Raw genomic sequence first — 14727 nt, 5'->3', positions numbered from 1 at the left:
TGGCCTCGACCTGATCGTGGGTGACGTAGATCGCCGTGGTGCCGAGCTGCTTCTGCACCCGCGTCCCCTCGAGCCGCATCTGCACCCGCAGCGCGGCGTCGAGGTTCGACAGTGGCTCGTCGAACAGGAAGGCCTTCGGCTCGCGCACGATGGCGCGCCCGATCGCGACCCGCTGGCGCTGGCCGCCGGAGAGCTCGCGCGGCTTGCGCTCAAGATAGGGCGTGAGATTGAGCGTCGCCGCGGCGGCCTCGACCTTGCGGTTGATCTCGTCCTTGGCGATCCCGGCCATCTTCAGGCCGAAGGCGATGTTGCCGCGCACGCTCATGTGCGGATAGAGCGCGTAGGACTGGAACACCATCGACAGGCCGCGCTTGGCCGGCGGCACGTCGACCACATTGCGGCCGTCGATCAGGATGGCGCCGCCGGTGACGTCCTCGAGCCCCGCGATCAGCCTCAGCAGCGTGGTCTTGCCGCAGCCCGACGGACCGACGAAGACGACGAAGGAGCCGTCGGTGATCTCGAGGTCGGCGCCCTTGATGATATGGACCGGCCCGAACGATTTTTGCACACCCTGCAGCGTAATCTGACCCATGGGACAAGCCTTTCTGCTACTTGACCGCGCCGAACGTCAGGCCGCGGACGAGCTGCCGCTGACTGAACCAGCCGAGCACGAGAATGGGCGCGATCGCGAGCGTCGACGCCGCCGACAATTTCGCCCAGAACAATCCTTCCGGGCTGGAATAGGATGCGATGAACACGGTGAGCGGCGCGGCTTCGAGCGTCGACAGATTGAGAGTCCAGAACGCCTCGTTCCACGCCAGGATCAGATTGAGCAGCAAGGTCGAGGCGAGCCCCGGCACCGCCATCGGTGTCAGCACATAGATCAGCTCGCGCCCGATCGTGGCGCCGTCCATCCGGGCAGCCTCGAGGATGTCCTTCGGGATCTCCTTGAAATAGGTGAACAGCATCCAGATCACGATCGGCAGGTTGCCGAGGCACAGGATGAAGATCAGGCCGCTTCTTGTGTCGAGCAGGCCGAACGTCCGGTAGATCAGGTAGATCGGCACCAGCACGCCGACCGGCGGCATCATCTTGGTGGAGAGCATCCAGAGCAGCACGTCCTTGGTACGCTTGGTCGGCGAGAACGCCATCGACCATGCGGCCGGGATCGCGATCAGCATCGCAATCAGCGTCGACCCGCCGGCGATGATGATCGAGTTGAGCGCGTGGTGGAGGTAGTCGCTGCGCTCCTGCACCGTGACGTAGTTCTCCGTCGTCCAGTGGAAGAACAGGAACGATGGCGGGATCGCGAAAGCCTCGAGCTCGGTCTTGAAGCTCGCCAGCACCATCCAGAGGATCGGGAAGAAGATCAGGAAGCCGACCAGCCAGGCCGCCGCCGTCGAGATCACCTTGTTCCGGGTCGTGACCATCCGCGCCATGACGTTACGCCTCCAGATTCCGGCCGACGATGCGAACGAGGAAGAACGCAACGATGTTGGCGAGCACCACCGCGACCAGGCCGCCCGCAGAAGCGCTCCCGACGTCGTACTGGATCAGCGCCTGCGAATAGATCAGGAAGGCGATGTTGGTGGTCTGCAGCCCGGGGCCGCCGCCGGTGGTGACGAAGATCTCCGCGAACACCGTGAGCAGGAAGATGGTCTCGATCAGGATCACCACCGTGATCGGGCGCGCGAGATGCGGCAGCGTGATGTAGATGAAGGTCGAGATCGCGCTCGCGCCGTCCATCTCGGCGGCCTCCTTCTGTTCCTCGTCGAGCGATTGCAGCGCGGTGAGCAGGATCAGGGTGGCAAACGGCAACCACTGCCAGGAGATGATCAGGATCACCGAGAACAGCGGCGCGTCGTTGAACCAGTCGATCGCCGGCAGGCCGAACAGTTGTGCGATCCAGGCGAACAGGCCCGACACCGGATGCATCAGGAGATTCTTCCAGACCAGCGCGCTCACCGTCGGCATCACGAAGAATGGTGCGATCACCATCAAGCGGACAATCGAGAGCCCGACCACCTGCTGGTCGAGCAACAGCGCCAACGGCACGCCGAGGATGATCGTGATCGCGAGCACGGAGCCGACCAGCACCAGGGTGTTCTGCAACGAGGCGAGGAAGGCAGGATCGGTGAGGAAGTAGCGAAAGTTCTCCAGCCCGACGAAGGATTCAGAGCCGGGATCGAGCAAATTGTAGTGCAGGGTCGCGAAGTAGATCGTGAGCGCCAGCGGCACGATCATCCAGATGAACAGCAGTGCCACGGCGGGCGTGAGCAGCGTGCGTGCGAGCAGTTGGGTCTGCTGGGTCGCCATCCCCGCCTCCTTCTCTCGAAAGGAGCGACCATCCCGCTGCGGGACAGGATGGTCGCAGTGATCCAGCTCGGGAGGTTTGAGCTGGTCGGGCGGCCAATGCGCGTGCTGCGCCCTGGCTTTGTCTGGGCGTGGTTTATTTGATGTAGCCCGCGCGCTTCATCTCGCGCTCGGTCGCGGACTGCGCAGCCGAGAGCGCCGCATCGACGGTGGTCGAGCCGGACAACGCGGCCGAGAACTGCTGGCCGACCTGGGTGCCGATGCCCTGGAATTCAGGGATCGCCGCATACTGCACGCCCACGTAAGGCACCGGCTTGACGGTCGGATGGCTGGGGTCAGCCGCATCGATCGAGGCCAGCGTCATCTTGGCGAACGGTGCCGCCTTCAGATAGTCGGGATTCTTGTAGAGCGAGGTGCGTGTTCCGGGAGGTGCGGCGGCCCAGCCCTGCTTGTCCGCGACGAGCTTGGTGTAATCCTTGCTGGTCGCCCAGGCGATGAATTTCTCGGCCGCATCGACCTTCTTGGAGCCGGCGGGGATCGCGAGGCTCCATGCCCACAGCCAGTTGGCGTTCTTGCCGAGCCCGGTGTTCGGGGCCAGCGCGAAGCCGACCTTGTCGGCAACCTTGGAATCCTTCGGGTTGGTCACCATGGACGCCGCCACTGTCGCATCGATCCACATCGCGCATTTGCCGGCGCTGAACAGCGCGAGGTTCTCGTTGAAGCCGTTGGACGAGGCGCCGGGGGGTCCGGCCTGCTTCATCAGGTCGACATAGGTCGTGAGCGTCTTCTTCCATTCCGGCGAATTGAACTGCGGCTCCCACTTCTCGTCGAACCAACGCGCGCCGAACGAGTTGGACATCGCGGTCAGGAACGCCATGTTCTCGCCCCAACCGGCCTTGCCGCGCAGGCAGATGCCGTAGACGCCGCCGGCCTTGTCGGTCAGCTTCTTGGCTGCATCGACCACGAAGTCCCAGGTCGGGCTTTCCGGCATCTTCAAGCCGGCCTTGTCGAACAAATCGGTGCGATACATCACCATCGAGCTCTCGCCGTAGAACGGTGCGGCATAGAGCTTGCCGTCGACCGAGACGGCATCCTTGATCTTCGGCAGCAGGTCACCGACGTCGTAGTCGGCGCCGAGCTTGTCGAGCGGCACCAGCCAGCTCTTCTTGGCCCAGATCGGTACCTCGTAGGTGCCGATGGTGAGCACGTCGAACTGGCCGCCCTTGGTGGCGATGTCGGTGGTCACGCGCTGGCGCAGCACGTTCTCCTCGAGCGTCACCCATTTCACGGTGATGTCGGGGTTCTTCGCGGTGAATTCGCTGGTGAGCCCCTGCATGCGGATCATGTCGCTGTTGTTGACGGTCGCCACCGTCAACGTGGTCTGGGCGATCGAGGGGGCAGAGATCAAAAGAGCAGCCGCGCCCGCAACGGCGCAAAGGACGTTTTTCAAGGTGACCTCCCTTATGTCACGTTGAGCATATGCCCACGTGTTGAGCGTATGTTCATCCCGTCGTTAAAATTTGTCAAGCACGCGGGTGCGCCGTCCCGCGCGATCGCGGGTTCCATCACAGCCTGGGAGGGAGGTGTTTGCGGAGGCGACCGGGAAACGGCTGGCAGTGAAATGGATGAGCTGGAGCGGCATCGAAGGTTCACCTCTCCCGCTTGCGGGGGAGGTCGGATTGCATCGAAGATGCAATCCGGCTGGGGGCTCTCTCCACGACACGACTCGAGGATAGACCCCCACCCAACCCTCCCCCGCAGGCGGGAGAGGGAGCGCACCCAATTCGTGACTTCTAGCGATCCAGCACCGCGCGTGCGGTGGCCTCATCCGTAATGAGGCCGTTGATCACCCGGCCCGCCAGCGCGGCCCTGATCGACGGCACCTTGGCGACGCCGACGGCCGCCGCAATCGTGGTCGACACCGCAGGGATCTGCGGCGGAATGCTGGTCAGCCGCTTGTTGGTGCCACCCTTGATCAGTTTGCCCTTGGCGTCATACGCCCAGCCGGTCACCTCGCCGACCGCGCCGAGCCGCATCATCTCCAGCAACTCCTCGCGGGTGACGAAGCCGTCGACATGGACCTGGGCCTTCTGGTCCATCTGGCCGATGCCGATCAGCCGCAGATCGGCCTTGGCGGCGACCGCCCTCACCCGCGCGATCGGATCGATCCGGATCATGCGGTTGCGCTCGTCCTCGCTCGACATCAGGAACGGCAGCGGCATCGGGTAGTGCCGCGCACCGGTGCGGTCGGCGAGCCGTCCGACCGTGTCGTAGAAGCTCGCCGAGCCGTCGGCGGAGATGTTGCCGACCAGCGAGACGATCTGATGATCGGGCCGCTCGATCGGCGAGACCCGCTCGACAGCGGCGCGCACCGCGCGGCCAGTGCCGAGTGCCACGATGACAGGCGTCTCCGAGCGCAGCGTCATCTCGAGCAGATTGGCACTGCGTTCGGCGATCCCGGCATTCGACAGCGGCGCCGCCGGATCGGATGGCACGACGTCGCAATGCACCAGATCGAACCGCGCCTTCAGCCGCGATGCCAGCTCCATGCAGGCCGCAATGGGGTGCTCGAGACGAAACGTGATCAGCCGCTCGGCAAGACAGAGCGACACCAGGCGCTGCGCCGAGGCACGCGACACCTGCAGCATTTTCGCGATTTCATCCTGGGTGTGGCCCGCGATAAAATACAGCCAGCCGGCGCGCGCCGCATCGTCGAGGCGAGACTTTTCGTTATCGGGCGCAGCCATGATTGTGCGTCAGCCTTCGTTCCAGAAATCCGTCATCGCGGCGAAGATTCGATCCGCCCCGGCCTGCTTCAGCAGAGCACTGCCGTCCGCCAGCCGATAGTGGGAGCCACCGACAAATCCCCACACTTTCATCCCGGCGGCCCTCGCCGCCATCACCCCGCTGACGCTGTCCTCGATGACCAGCGTGCGGCGTGGCTCGGCTCCCATTTTGCCGGCGGCAAACAGGAACAGGTCCGGCGCCGGCTTGCCATGCTCGACCATCTGCGCGGTGTAGAGCCGCTGTCCGAAGCTCGCGGCAAGACCGGTCAGCTCCAGCGAATACTTCACCCGCTCGAGATCACTCGATGAGGCGACACAATACGGCAGCTGCAATGCCGCGAGCACGGCGGCGATGCCCGCAATCGGCTTGAGCTGCGAGCGGAAGGTCTCGCGCACCTGCTGCGCCAATTCAGGCAAGAAGGTCGCCGGCAACGGCTTGCCCACGCTCCGGCAATACGCGACCAGAGCCGTGGTGCTGCGCCCGAGGAAGAGTTCGAGCGCCCGCTCGGTGCTCATCGCGATGCCGGCCTTCATCATCGCCTCGGCGAGGCAGCGGCAGCTCAATTCCTCGCTGTCGACGAGCACGCCGTCACAGTCGAAGATGACCAGATCGGTCTGGGGCAGCCGCGGATCCATCCGCACATGAGATCATATGCTCACGCCATGAGCAATAGATCACAGTTCCGCGCGCGGAATGCCGCGCCTCAAATGGTCGCGGTGCACCGCCAACCATGCTGTGCGACAAGGCGAAATGCCGCATGACACACCTCTGATCGCGACCGTCGTCGCGGGCCTTGGACTCGCTTTCGTCTTCGGAACCATCGCGCAGCGCTTCCGGGTTCCGCCACTGGTCGGTTATCTCATCGCGGGCGTTGCCGTGGGTCCGTTCACGCCCGGCTTCGTCGCCGATCAGGCGCTGGCAACCGAGCTCGCCGAGCTCGGTATCATTCTCCTGATGTTCGGCGTCGGCCTGCACTTCTCGCTGAACGACCTGCTGTCGGTGCGCGCGATCGCGGTGCCCGGCGCCATTGCGCAGATTGCGGTCGCCACACTGTTGGGCCTCGGCCTCGCGCTCATGATGGGCTGGACCATCGGTGCCGGGCTGGTGTTCGGGCTCGCGCTGTCAGTCGCAAGTACCGTGGTGCTGCTGCGCGCGTTGCAGGAGCGCCGCCTGATGGACACCGAACGCGGCAAGATTGCGGTCGGCTGGCTGATCGTCGAGGACCTCGCGATGGTGCTCGCGCTGGTGCTGTTCCCGGCGGTGGCGAGCTTCCAGGGCGGCGATGGCGCCGCGCTCGTCTCCGATCCACTCGCCACCCGCTTCGGCCTCGGGCTGACCGGCGTGCTGGTGCTGACGCTGGTCAAGATCGCCGTGTTCATCGCGCTGATGCTGGTGGTCGGACGCCGGCTGATCCCATGGGCCCTGCACTACATCGCACACACCGGCTCGCGCGAGCTGTTCCGGCTGGCCGTGCTGGCGATCGCGCTCTGCATCGCGTTCGGCGCGACCAAGTTGTTCGGGGTGTCGCTGGCGCTCGGCGCTTTCTTCGCCGGGATGATGCTGCGGGAATCGCCGCTCAGCCAGCGCGCTGCCCAGGAGACCCTGCCGCTGCGCGACGCATTCGCGGTGCTGTTCTTCGTCTCAGTCGGCATGCTGTTCGATCCGTTCAGCGTGGTGCGCGAGCCGTGGCCGTTTCTCGCGACACTGTTCGTTATCGTGGTCGGCAAGTCGCTGGCGGCACTTTTGATCGTCGTGCTGTTCCGTCACCCGATGGCGACCGCCCTGATGATCTCGGCGAGCCTTGCCCAGATCGGCGAATTCTCCTTCATCCTGGCCGAACTCGGCGTTGCGCTCAATCTGCTGCCGAAGGCCGGCCGCGACCTGATCCTGGCCGGCGCGATCTTCTCGATCATGCTCAACCCGCTGGTGTTCGCGGTGGTCGACTGGCTGACCTCGCGGCTCGAGAAACCGCAGGCTTCCTCGCCAACCGCTGCAACCGCTGAACCGATCCCGATCACCGACTTGCAGGATCACACCATCCTGATCGGCTACGGCCGGGTCGGCAGTCTCGTGGGTGATGCCCTGCATCAGCGCAAAGCGCCGTTCCTCGCGGTCGAGGCGTCCGACGACACCGTCGCAAAGCTCAGGCGGCGCGGCATCGAGGCCCTGATGGGCAACGCCGCGCGCGCCAGCGTGCTGCGCGCGACCAATCCGGCCGGCGCACGATCGCTGGTCATCGCCATTCCCGAAGCCTTCGAGGCCGGACAGATCGTCGAGCAGGCGCGCGCCGCCAATGCCGATATCCGGATCATCGCACGCGCGCATTCCGACGCCGAGGTCGATCATCTGAAGGGCCTCGGCGCCGACATCGTGATCATGGGCGAGCGCGAGATTGCCCGCGGCATGATCGAGGAACTCGACCGCAGGCACGCTGGCATTGCCGTGCAGACTGCGACGACCGCGAGGGAAGATTCTGCGGCCTGAGATAACAGCATCCACTGCGCGACGAAAGGAGATCAAGACGTGGCATTCAAGAGCCCGCACGTTTCACTGGTGTCGTTCTCGATCGAGATCGGCGCCGATGCCGCGACTAATGTGATGCAGATCGAGACCGACCTGCATCTGAACACCCGCCATCCGAGCTATGACGCCGCGGCAATCGAGCGTCTGGTGCGCGACGCGCAGGCCTATCTTGCCGGCAATGCCGACCAGATCACGCAAATCCGGCTGGTCTCCAACCGCAGCGGTCAGACCTGAAGAAATCAACCGCCGAGGAATGCGGGCGCCAGATCTTCCTGCACGATGATGTTGGCAGCCTCCGTCGTCAGCTCGCTGCCGACGAGATCCAGGTTTTTCGCGGCCTCGAACAGCATCGCGCGGACGTCGTCCGGCGTCAGGACGCCCTTTGCGATCAGCTTGCGCACCAGCGCCTGCAAAATCAGAACGTCAATCTCGCCATGGGCCAGCGGCGTCGGCTTGTCCGTCATGATCGTCTCCCGGGACTGATGATCGCCGCTAGCGAGGCGGCTAGCGCGGCGATGACGCGATATCCTTGTGCAATTCTTCAAACGCACGGCGCAGGCCGTGCAGCTGGTCGACCAGATGCAGGATGACGTCGATCCCCTCGTCGTTGACGCCGAAATCGCCCTTCAGATCCCGGATCAGATGGGCGCGCGCCACGTCGGTGTCGGAAAAGCTGATCTCCTGCGTAGTCTCGTCCGGAACCAGCCATTGCTGCTCGATCCAGAACTCCAGGGTCTGCACCTCGAGACCCGCATCGATGAGGAACTGCTGCCTGTTCATGATGCACCATCATCGCGTGGATTGAATCCCTTACGATCCCAGTCCGACACGAACGCCTCGAGCGCGGGATCGGGTCCCTTGGGCAGGACCAGCTTGAGCTTAACGAACTCATCGCCGTGACCGCCGCCGACCTTGGGCGCGCCCTTGCCGCGCAACCGCATCGTCGTGCCGGTGTTCGATCCCTTGGGAACGGTCATGGTGACCGCACCCGTCGGGGTCGGAACGTTGACCTTGCCGCCGAGCACAGCCTCCGACAGCGAGATCGGCAATTCGAGCGAGATATCGTCGCCCTCGCGGGTGAAGCGCGGATCGGGGCGCACCTCGACCTCGATCAGCGCGTCGCCGGGACCGCCTTTGCCGCTGCCCGGCATGCCCTTGCCGCGCAGACGAATGACCTGGCCGTCGATGAGGCCCGGCGGGATCGTCACCTCGAGCGTGCCGCCATCAGGAAGCGTCAGGCGCTTGCTCGCGCCGGTGATCGATTCCGCGAAATCGATCGCAAGGCTGTAGTGCAGGTCGCGGCCGCGTCGGTTGGCGCGTGCCTGCTCGCTGCGCCGGAGCAATTCGGCGAACGCATCGTCCTGGTCCATGTAGTCGGCATAACCGGAATTGTCGGCATAGGGATGCCCCCCGTCCGCGGTGGCGAAATCCCGGTAGTAGCGATGCTGCGGCCGTTCGGCGCCGCTGGCGTCGATCTCGCCGGCGTCGAAGCGCTTGCGCTTGTCGGCATCCGAGAGCAGATCGTTCGCCGCAGCGACTTCCTTGAACTTTTCTTCGGCCGCCTTGTCGCCCGGATTGAGATCCGGATGCAGCTTCTTCGCCAGCTTTCGATAGGCCTTCTGGATATCGGCCGAAGACGCCGTCGGGGCAACGCCAAGAACCTCGTACGGATTTCTCACAACCTGCTCCGCAACACCGTGAGGGCACCTGCAATCATGAGGGCGCAAAAGCAGCCGATTTGCAAGTGCGCTCGCACGTCGCCCGGCGATGGGCGAGCCAGCATGCGCGCAGATCGCGGCCCGCTACGAGGTATGTCCGGGGTCGAGATAATTCGGAATGTTCTTTTTCTGCTGCGGCGTCATCCTGGCGGGATCCGGCTTGCCCGGCACGCCCCTCGGACCGAGCAGGGCGCGCTGCATATCGTCTTCGCTCAGGCGCGGCTTGCCGTCGTCAAGCTGTCCGCTACCACCGTGACTCTGTGCCATGACCGACCTCCAGTGATGATCGCTTGCGCACGGGCAGAAGAGAGTGCGCGCTCCGCAGGAACGAGCCGGCGGAGCGCGATCTTACCTCAACGTTGCTCCCCCCGCTTCTCCTCTGCAGGGTGACCTGCGGCCGGCGCAGCATGCGGCGGCGCCTGAACGTGCGGCGCGGCCTGAACGTGCGGCTCCGGCCGAGCCGCCTGCTGCGGATGCGCCTCAGGGCGAGCCATCGTCTCCGGCCGTGCTTCCGGCCTAGCCGCAGGCTCCGGTCGTGGTTCGGGCCTTGCTGCCTGCTCCGGCCGCGCGGCAGGCTCCGGCCGCGGTTCCTCCTTGCGCACCTCCTCAGGCCGCCTCTCCGGCGCGGCAGGCCGCGCCGCTTCCGTTGCAGGCCGCGGCTCGACCCTCGGCTCGGCGGCGGGCGCTGCGCGCTTCTCCTCGACCGCAGGCTTGCTCACCTCGGCGGGCGGATGTGCCGCAACGCCCTTCTCGGGGACCGGAAGCGCATGGGATTCGGCGGGCGCCGGTGCGGCGGGACGCGGCTCAACCTTCGTCTCGGGAGCCGGAGCTGCGCGCTTCTCCTCGGCTGCCGGCTTGTTCTGCTGCGCCGCCGGAAGCTCCTTGCCCGGCACCGGAAGCGCGTGGGAGTCGGCCGGTGTAGCTGCGGTTCCTGGCCGCGCCAGCTCCCCGGCCGCCGGCCGTGCAGCGTTGGCAGGCACCACCTCGCCGGCCGGCCGCGCGCGGACCACGCCCGGTCCCTTCAGCTCGCCGGGCCGCGCCGTTGCGGCAACGGCGGGCACGCCATTGTTGGTTCGCTTGAACAGGCTCGGATCCTGGCTTGCGGTCTCGACCTGCTTGCGTTGCAACGGCGTCGCCGCGAAATGCTGCTCCTTGGCGATCGTACGTTCGGCGGGAGTCGGCCGTACCTCGATGCCGCCGCGGCCGCCATTGTAGCTGACGTTGTTGATGGTGGTCTGATTGATCGTGACGTTCTTCTCGTAGACGTTGGTGATGCGAGCGCCTTCCAGATTATTCACGGTGCGATTGTAGAAGAAGTTGCCGTGATCCCAGCGGCCGCCTTCATAGCCTGAACCGCCGTAACCGAAGCCGTAATTGACGCCTCCGTAGAAGCCGACGCGATCTCCCCAATAGCCCTGATGGAAAATGAAGCCGCCGCCGAACGCGCCCCAGTAGCCGGGGGTCCAGAGCAGCCCGACCCGCGGCGGCTGCACCCAGGTGCCCGGCACCCAGTAGTAATCGCCCCGATCCTCGTCCCACGACCAATTGCCCGGTGACCACATGTAACCGGGCCCGGGCACCGGCGGCTGATCGTAGGTCGGCAGCGGCGGCGGCGCGGTGTCGACGGCAGAGACCGGCGCGCATGCCGCATCCTGCGCGATTGCCGGCACAGCCGTCGCAGTGAACAGCGCCGTGGCGATCGCGGCGCACGACGCGGTCGAAAGGAAACGAGTGATCATTGGGAGCCTCTTCGATGAACACGTTCAACGTGAGAACCGGAACAAAAGTTCCGTGTATCGGCAACGCACCGATACACTTCATCGCTAGCGCCTTGACCTTACATCAACCTGAAACAGCCGGAAACGCAGCGCGCAGCTATTCATCGACGGTTCAGAGTGTGCAGTGACTCATCATCGCGCGATTCAGTGGAACAACGCGCGATTCACGTCTGCATCATCGCGTGCACTCCGCGAGGTGCGAGTCGACAGTTACTGAATCGCGAACATGACTTCGGCTCTCGCACGATTGCAACGATCCAGGATCGTCGCGCCGCTCGCTTCGCAAGCACCGCGATCAGCCGAGCCACCACCGCCGTGATGCGGACCCCGATTTGTCGGCGCGTCCGTAGCAGTGCCGCCGGATGAGTGCCAGAAGCGAACACCGGCAGTCGCAACACCTCAAAAGCGGTATGCCGGCGGCCACGCTCCGCGATTGACACACCCCTGAAACGACCACACGATACGACCTGCGACAGCGTCAGGCCCGCGGTTTTCCGCCGGCGCGATTGCAACTCGGCTGCCGCATGATGGATGTCATCGTTCCGCCATCTGTCGCCGGCGGCAATGCGTGGCATGACTTGATCTCGACGAGCCTGTGCTGCCTTGAGGTGCCACCATGAACATTGAAAAATATACCGATCGCCTCCGCGGCTTCATTCAATCGGCCCAATCGTTGGCGATGCGCGAGGGGCATCAGCAGTTCTCGACGCTCCATATCCTGAAGGTGCTACTGGACGACAATGAGGGCCTCGCGGCCGGCCTGATCGACCGGGCCGGCGGCAACTCGCGCGCGATCCTCAAGGCGACCGAAGACGCGCTGGCGAAGGTGCCCAAGGTCAGCGGCGCCGGCTCCGGACAGATCTATATGGCGCCCGAGACCGCGCGCACCTTCGCCGCCGCGGAACAGGCGGCCGACAAGGCCGGCGACAGCTTTGTCTCGGTCGAACGCATGCTGCAGGCGCTGGCAGCCGACAAGGACAGCGAAGCCGGCAAGCTGCTCGCCAAGGGCGGCGTCAATCCGCAGAACCTGAACGCGGCGATCAACGCGCTGCGCAAGGGCCGCACCGCCGACAGCGCGTCGGCCGAGAATGCCTATGACGCGCTGAAGAAATACGCCCGCGACCTCACCCAGGCCGCGCGCGACGGCAAGCTCGACCCGGTGATCGGCCGCGACGAGGAGATACGCCGCACGATTCAAGTTCTGTCACGCCGCACCAAGAACAATCCCGTCCTGATCGGCGAGCCCGGCGTCGGCAAAACCGCGATCGTCGAGGGCCTGGCGCTGCGCATCGTCAATGGCGACGTGCCGGAAAGCCTGCAGGACAAGGCGCTGCTCGCGCTCGACCTCGGCGCGCTGATTGCCGGCGCCAAGTATCGCGGCGAGTTCGAGGAACGGCTCAAGGCGGTGCTGCAGGAGGTGACGTCCGCCGAGGGCGGCATCATCCTGTTCATCGACGAGATGCACACCCTGATCGGCGCCGGCAAGGGCGACGGCGCGATGGATGCATCGAACCTTCTGAAACCCGCGCTGGCCCGCGGCGAACTGCACTGTATCGGCGCCACCACGCTCGACGAATATCGCAAGCATGTCGAGAAGGATGCGGCGCTGGCGCGGCGGTTCCAGCCGGTGTTCGTCTCCGAACCGACCGTCGAGGATACCATCTCGATCCTGCGCGGCCTCAAGGACAAATACGAGCAGCATCACGGCGTGCGCATCGCGGATTCGGCGCTGGTCGCCGCCGCGACGCTGTCGAACCGCTACATCACCGACCGCTTCCTGCCCGACAAAGCCATCGACCTGATGGACGAAGCGGCGGCGCGGCTGAAGATGCAGGTAGATTCCAAGCCTGAAGAGCTTGACTCGCTCGACCGCGAGATCATCCGCCTCAAGATCGAGCAGGAGGCGCTGAAGAAGGAGACCGATCTCGGCTCCAGGAGCCGCCTGCAGACCCTCGAGAAGGATCTCGTGGATCTCGAGAAGAAATCGGCGGACATGACGTCGAGATGGCGGTCGGAGAAGAGCAAGCTCTCCGACGCGCAGAAGATGAAGGGCGAGCTCGAGCAGTTGCGCACCGAGCTTGCCAATGCGCAGCGCAAGGGCGAATTCCAGAAGGCGGGCGAGCTGGCCTATGGCCGCATTCCCGAACTCGAGAAGAAGCTCGCATCGGTCGAGGCGAGCGAGACCTCGTCCGCCAGCGAGACCGTGACCGCCGACAATATCGCGCAGGTGGTGTCGCGCTGGACCGGCGTGCCGGTCGACAAGATGCTGGAAGGCGAGAAGGACAAGCTGCTGCGCATGGAGGAGATGCTCGGCAAACGCGTCGTCGGCCAGGCCGAGGCGGTCCGCGCGGTGTCGACCGCGGTGCGCCGCGCCCGCGCCGGCCTCCAGGATCCGAACCGGCCGATCGGCTCGTTCATGTTCTTAGGTCCGACCGGCGTCGGCAAGACCGAACTCGCAAAAGCGCTCGCCGAATATCTGTTCGACGACGAGACCGCGATGGTCCGGCTCGACATGTCCGAGTTCATGGAGAAGCACTCGGTCTCGCGGCTGATCGGCGCGCCGCCCGGCTATGTCGGCTACGACGAGGGTGGCGCACTGACCGAAGCCGTTCGGCGGCGGCCGTATCAAGTGGTGCTGTTCGACGAGATCGAGAAGGCGCATCCCGACGTCTTCAACGTGCTGCTGCAAGTGCTCGACGACGGCCGTCTCACCGACGGCCAGGGCCGCACCGTCGATTTCCGCAACACGCTGATCATCATGACATCGAACATCGGCGCCGAGTATCTCGTCAACCAACCGGAGGGACAGCCGACCAGCGCGGTGCGCGAGCAGGTGATGAACATGGTGCGGGCGCATTTCCGCCCCGAATTCCTCAACCGCATCGACGAGATCATCCTGTTCCACCGGCTGCAGAAGAGCGACATGGGCCGCATCGTCGAAATTCAATTCTCGCGCCTGCGCAAACTGCTCGAGGATCGCAAGATCGATCTCGAACTCGATCCGAAGGCGCGCGATTGGCTGGCGGAGAAAGGCTGGGATCCAGCCTATGGCGCCCGCCCGCTGAAACGGGTGATCCAGCGCAGCGTGCAGGATCCGCTCGCCGAAATGATTCTCGCCGGCGACGTGCGCGACGGCTCGCAGGTGAAGCTCTCCGCCACCAAGGCCGGCCTCACCTTCAACGGCAAGAAGCCCGAGAACGCTGCGGCGGACGAATTCGAACCGGTGTGAGAGAAGCCCGGATGGCCAACGACGCGCTGTCATCGCCGCGTCGTCCAGGCGCATCATATGCAAGCTGAATGTGCAAGCCGACCTGCAACCAGGGAGAGCGTCATGACGCAGCAGAACATCAAGGACAACATGGAGGTCATCGGCGCCGATGGTGTGCATGTCGGCACCGTCGATCACGTGGAAGGCAACCGCATCAAGCTCAAGAAGAGCGAGAGCGACGGCTTCCACAAAGGCCATCACCACTATATCGAGCTCGGCTTCGTCGCCGGTGTCGAAGGCTCCAAGGTCCGGCTCTCCGCCAACGCCGCCATTGCCGTGACCCTTGAGGAGGAGAAGTCCGGCAAGCCGGTTGGTCCGTCCGCGGAAGCCTAGCGATCCG

Annotated in this window: 15 protein-coding genes; 4 read left to right on the top strand and 11 right to left on the bottom strand. The window is 64.9% G+C overall.

Annotated elements, in window-relative coordinates:
• The 6 genes from BraRD5C2_RS37910 to BraRD5C2_RS37885 all read right to left on the bottom strand — a co-directional run.
• A partial coding sequence (locus BraRD5C2_RS37910) for an ABC transporter ATP-binding protein (RefSeq protein WP_223977335.1) occupies positions 1 to 592 on the bottom strand: 592 nt, incomplete at its 3' end.
• A gap of 16 nt (positions 593 to 608) precedes the next feature.
• On the bottom strand, positions 609 to 1439 hold the full coding sequence (locus BraRD5C2_RS37905; protein WP_092116645.1) for a carbohydrate ABC transporter permease: 831 nt from the start codon (positions 1437 to 1439) through the stop codon (positions 609 to 611).
• Between the two features lie 4 nt (positions 1440 to 1443).
• Complete coding sequence (locus tag BraRD5C2_RS37900; protein ID WP_223977332.1) at positions 1444 to 2316, bottom strand: carbohydrate ABC transporter permease; 873 nt, start codon at positions 2314 to 2316, stop codon at positions 1444 to 1446.
• Positions 2317 to 2449: 133 nt separating this feature from the next.
• Positions 2450 to 3763: an ABC transporter substrate-binding protein gene (locus tag BraRD5C2_RS37895; protein WP_223977330.1), complete on the bottom strand. Its 1314-nt coding sequence runs from the start codon at positions 3761 to 3763 to the stop codon at positions 2450 to 2452.
• A gap of 343 nt (positions 3764 to 4106) precedes the next feature.
• Entirely contained in the window at positions 4107 to 5060 is a 954-nt protein-coding gene (locus BraRD5C2_RS37890; protein WP_223977328.1) for a sugar-binding transcriptional regulator, read from the bottom strand.
• Positions 5061 to 5069: 9 nt separating this feature from the next.
• Positions 5070 to 5735, bottom strand: a complete 666-nt coding sequence (locus tag BraRD5C2_RS37885) for an HAD family hydrolase (protein WP_223977600.1) — start codon at positions 5733 to 5735, stop codon at positions 5070 to 5072.
• A 115-nt stretch (positions 5736 to 5850) separates the two neighbouring features.
• Between BraRD5C2_RS37885 and ybaL the strand changes: the two genes are divergently transcribed.
• Complete coding sequence (gene ybaL / locus BraRD5C2_RS37880) at positions 5851 to 7584, top strand: YbaL family putative K(+) efflux transporter (RefSeq protein ID WP_223977325.1); 1734 nt, start codon at positions 5851 to 5853, stop codon at positions 7582 to 7584.
• A gap of 39 nt (positions 7585 to 7623) precedes the next feature.
• The gene (locus BraRD5C2_RS37875; RefSeq protein ID WP_223977323.1) at positions 7624 to 7857 is read left to right on the top strand and encodes a hypothetical protein; all 234 of its coding nucleotides are present in this window, start codon (positions 7624 to 7626) and stop codon (positions 7855 to 7857) included.
• 5 nt (positions 7858 to 7862) lie between these two features.
• Here BraRD5C2_RS37875 and BraRD5C2_RS37870 read toward each other — a convergent pair whose 3' ends face one another.
• From BraRD5C2_RS37870 to BraRD5C2_RS37850, 5 genes are all read right to left on the bottom strand, one after another.
• Positions 7863 to 8087 carry a hypothetical protein gene (locus BraRD5C2_RS37870; protein ID WP_021081495.1) on the bottom strand — a complete coding sequence of 75 codons (225 nt, stop codon included), beginning with the start codon at positions 8085 to 8087 and terminating at the stop codon, positions 7863 to 7865.
• Between the two features lie 40 nt (positions 8088 to 8127).
• Positions 8128 to 8403: a chaperone modulator CbpM gene (locus tag BraRD5C2_RS37865; RefSeq protein ID WP_223977321.1), complete on the bottom strand. Its 276-nt coding sequence runs from the start codon at positions 8401 to 8403 to the stop codon at positions 8128 to 8130.
• On the bottom strand, positions 8400 to 9302 hold the full coding sequence (locus BraRD5C2_RS37860) for a DnaJ C-terminal domain-containing protein (protein ID WP_223977319.1): 903 nt from the start codon (positions 9300 to 9302) through the stop codon (positions 8400 to 8402). The genes BraRD5C2_RS37865 and BraRD5C2_RS37860 overlap by 4 nt, the downstream gene beginning before the upstream one ends.
• Before the next feature lie 123 nt (positions 9303 to 9425).
• On the bottom strand, positions 9426 to 9608 hold the full coding sequence (locus BraRD5C2_RS37855; RefSeq protein ID WP_223977317.1) for a hypothetical protein: 183 nt from the start codon (positions 9606 to 9608) through the stop codon (positions 9426 to 9428).
• A gap of 86 nt (positions 9609 to 9694) precedes the next feature.
• A complete protein-coding gene (locus tag BraRD5C2_RS37850) occupies positions 9695 to 11080 on the bottom strand; it encodes a YXWGXW repeat-containing protein (RefSeq protein ID WP_223977315.1) in 1386 nt (461 codons plus the stop codon).
• Between the two features lie 655 nt (positions 11081 to 11735).
• Between BraRD5C2_RS37850 and clpB the strand changes: the two genes are divergently transcribed.
• Together clpB and BraRD5C2_RS37840 are read left to right on the top strand one after the other, a co-directional pair.
• Positions 11736 to 14348 carry an ATP-dependent chaperone ClpB gene (gene clpB / locus BraRD5C2_RS37845; protein ID WP_223977313.1) on the top strand — a complete coding sequence of 871 codons (2613 nt, stop codon included), beginning with the start codon at positions 11736 to 11738 and terminating at the stop codon, positions 14346 to 14348.
• A 102-nt stretch (positions 14349 to 14450) separates the two neighbouring features.
• Positions 14451 to 14720, top strand: coding sequence for a DUF2171 domain-containing protein (locus tag BraRD5C2_RS37840; RefSeq protein WP_050628119.1), 270 nt, complete (start codon positions 14451 to 14453; stop codon positions 14718 to 14720).
• Positions 14721 to 14727: the final 7 nt, after the last annotated feature.

It is taken from the genome of Bradyrhizobium sp. RD5-C2, from assembly GCF_019972155.1.
Lineage (GTDB): Bacteria > Pseudomonadota > Alphaproteobacteria > Rhizobiales > Xanthobacteraceae > Bradyrhizobium.
Note: the sequence above shows the minus strand (reverse complement) of the source record. Positions and strands in the feature narration are given on the sequence as shown.